The following is a 3,033-nucleotide window of genomic DNA, read 5'->3' on the forward strand; positions in this document are numbered from 1 at the left end:
AGCTGCCCGTCGCGGGGTCGTAAATCCGGGTGGAGGCGGCGCTCAGATCGCCGGATCGGAATGGCGTGCTCGGGATCGTCAACGTGCCTATAGCCGCCGGCTCGCGATCTCGCAGACCCTGATAATCGGCAAAGAAGAAAGTTTTGTTCTTCCGAATCGGGCCCGAGAAAGTAGCGCCGAACAGGTTGTAAACAAGCGGCGGTTTACTCACGGCAAAGAAGTTCTTCGCCCCCAGCGCAGCAACTTTGTTGAAAGCAAATGCGCTGCCGTGCCAATTGTTCGTCCCGGATCGGAGTATGACGTTCGTGACCGCGCCGGTAACGCGCCCAAATTCCGCGTCGTAGTTGCTGGTCGTGACGTCAACCGTCTGGATGGCCTCAACGGACGGGACGACTACGGTCAGGTTCCCGTTATCCCAGTCGTTGTTGATGCCCTCGATCATAAAGCTGCTTGCCTGCCGAAACTGCCCGTTCACATACGTTGAGAGGCTGTCCTGCGAGTTGTAAAACGACGAGTGCGGGCGAAAGGGCCTGGATGCGCCTGGCACGAGCCCCAGTAATCCCTGATAGTTGCGATTGAACGTCAAAGGCAGATTCTGGAGTGTTTTGGTTTCGATTTTTGTGCCAAGATCGGCGCGATCGGTTTGCAGAATGGCCGCTGAAGCGGAGATCGTAACCGATTCACTCACTGACCCCAGTTCAAGAGAGAAGTCGACGCGTACCGTGCTGTTCGCGTCCAGGCGAACGCCGGCCCGGCTCGCCTTCTTGAAACCCGAATGCTCCGCGTCGACGAGATACGTACCCGGATCGAGCAGGGGGAAGGAATAGTTGCCGGCATCGTTTGTCTTCGCTTCATGAGCGATGTTCGTGTTCGTCTCGGTCACCCTCACGGTGGTGTCAGCCGCCGGCGCGCCGGAACTGTCCTGGACGGTTCCAAGAATTGTCCCTTTGTCCGCCTGGCCAAACGCGGCGAGCGGATTGAGCAAGGTGAAAACGACTGAGGCCGCAGCGCACAACACGGCGCCTTTCAGGCAGCTTTGCATGTTTAATTGATACCCTCGTTGTTCCCGTTAAAGCCTTGCGAGACACTATATGCCAACCCAAGGTGTCTGAGCAAGTTGCGGCTACGGAATTGTGTCGTTAACATGCGATCTGTCCGGTCGAATTAACAAGTGATCTGTCCGCTTCTGAAAGACGGAAGCGGGGGCGCGAGTCTGGGTTGTGAACTCAGGCCGGGTGTACTCCGCTTCGGAGATGGAGCGGATGATGAAACTGCAGGATGTGCTGTTGAAGGCGATGGCGAAGAAGATTACGTGGTGGGCGGCTGCCGAGATCATCGGCATCAGCGACCGGACGATGCGGCGCTGGCGGGAGCGGTTCGAGGCAAACGGCTACGACGGTCTGATGGATCAGCGAAAGGGCAAGCCGGCCAGCCACAGGGTGGAAGTGAGGACGGTGGAGGAAGTTCTGCGGCTTTATCGCGAGGAATACAGCGATTTCAACGTCCGGCACTTTCACGAGAAGCTTGGCCAGAAACACGGTGTTCATCTGAGCTACACGTGGGTGTACAAGGCGTTGATCGGGGCCGGACTGGTGGGCAAGCGGAAGAAGCGCGCGCCGCACCGGCGGAGACGCGAACGGCGACCCTTGCCGGGGATGTTGCTGCACATCGATGGCAGCAAGCATCGCTGGTTTCAGGATGATCGCTGGTACGACCTGATCGTGATTCTGGATGACGCCACCAGCGAGATCTATTACGCGCAACTGGTGGAGGAGGAATCGACGCGAACGGTGATGGCGGCGCTGCGGGAGGTCGTGGAGAAGCAAGGTGTGTTTTGCGCGCTGTACAGTGACCGCGGGAGTCATTTCTTCGTGACGCCAAAGGCAGGAGAGCCTGTCGATAAGGGCCGTCTCACCCAGGTGGGACGCGCCATGAAGGAACTGGGCGTGCAGATGATCGCGGCCTACTCGCCGCAGGCGCGGGGCCGTTCGGAGAGGAGCTTCGGGACATGGCAGGGCCGGCTGCCGCAGGAGTTGCGGGTAGCGGGGATCACGAGCGTGGAGGAGGCCAATCACTTCCTTCGTGAGCAGTACATCGCGGAATTCAATGTCCGGTTTACCGTGAAAGCCGCAGCGCGCGGCACTGCATTCCGGCGTTGTGGCCGAACCGACCTGGACTGGATCTTCACGATCCAGACCGAACGTGTGGTCGCGAAGGACAACACCGTAGCGATCGGAGCGCGCTCATGGCAGATCGATAAGAGCCGGTTTCGTCACACATTGGCCGGATGCACTGTGACCATACACGAGCACCTGGATGCGAGCATCTCGATCCGGTACGGGCCGCACGTGATCGGTAGATTCGACGCGAACGGGGAACGCCGTGGGAAAGTGGAAAGCCGAAAACAGGCTTCCCACTTTCCCACCGCGACGGCGGCGACGACGGCCCTCCTCCCCAAACCTAAAACCCGGGCGGCTCGCGCCGCCTGAAAACCAAAAACCGGACAGATCACGTGTTAAAAAAAGCGGACAACTTGACTTGTTAACGACAGCGATCACGGCGCGCGCACGGATTCTGCTACCCCTTAAACTGCCGGCTAAAGCGAATATAAAATGAATCCGGAGATCGCCCCATTGCTGAAAAGAACATCCCAATCGGGCCACCTGCTGCTTCTGACCTGCTGGTGTTGCTTCGCGCAGTCCAGCCCGCCCGAGCATTTCGAAGTCGCCTCTGTAAAGCATTCAGCCCAACAATGGGGGAGATTCTCGGGCGGTCCCGGCAGCAGCGACCCCCAACGGGTCACGTACGAGAGTACAACTCTCGACCTTCTGATCCGCGAAGCTTATCACCTCGAGCCTTACCAGATATCCGGCCCATCGTGGCTGGGCGCCGAGTTCTATACAGTAACAGCGAAGGAGCCACCGGACGCAACGCTCGAGCAGTTCCGTCACATGCTGGCGAACCTGCTCACGGAACGCTTCGGCCTGGTTACTCATCGCGTTACCAGGGACTTCACCGGCTATGAAATCGTGG

The 3,033-nt window shown here is 58.9% G+C and carries 3 protein-coding genes; 2 read left to right on the forward strand and 1 reads right to left on the reverse strand.

What is annotated here, in order from left to right:
- A partial coding sequence (locus tag VN887_02290) for a carboxypeptidase-like regulatory domain-containing protein (protein HXT38831.1) occupies positions 1-1,042 on the reverse strand: 1,042 nt, incomplete at its 3' end.
- Between the two features lie 178 nt (positions 1,043-1,220).
- On the opposite strand from VN887_02290, the gene VN887_02295 reads away from it, so the two are divergent.
- Both VN887_02295 and VN887_02300 read left to right on the forward strand, forming a co-directional pair.
- Entirely contained in the window at positions 1,221-2,489 is a 1,269-nt protein-coding gene (locus VN887_02295; protein ID HXT38832.1) for an ISNCY family transposase, read from the forward strand.
- 123 nt (positions 2,490-2,612) lie between these two features.
- A partial coding sequence (locus tag VN887_02300; GenBank protein HXT38833.1) for a TIGR03435 family protein occupies positions 2,613-3,033 on the forward strand: 421 nt, incomplete at its 3' end.

Source organism: Candidatus Angelobacter sp. (assembly GCA_035607015.1).
Lineage (GTDB): Bacteria > Verrucomicrobiota > Verrucomicrobiia > Limisphaerales > AV2 > AV2.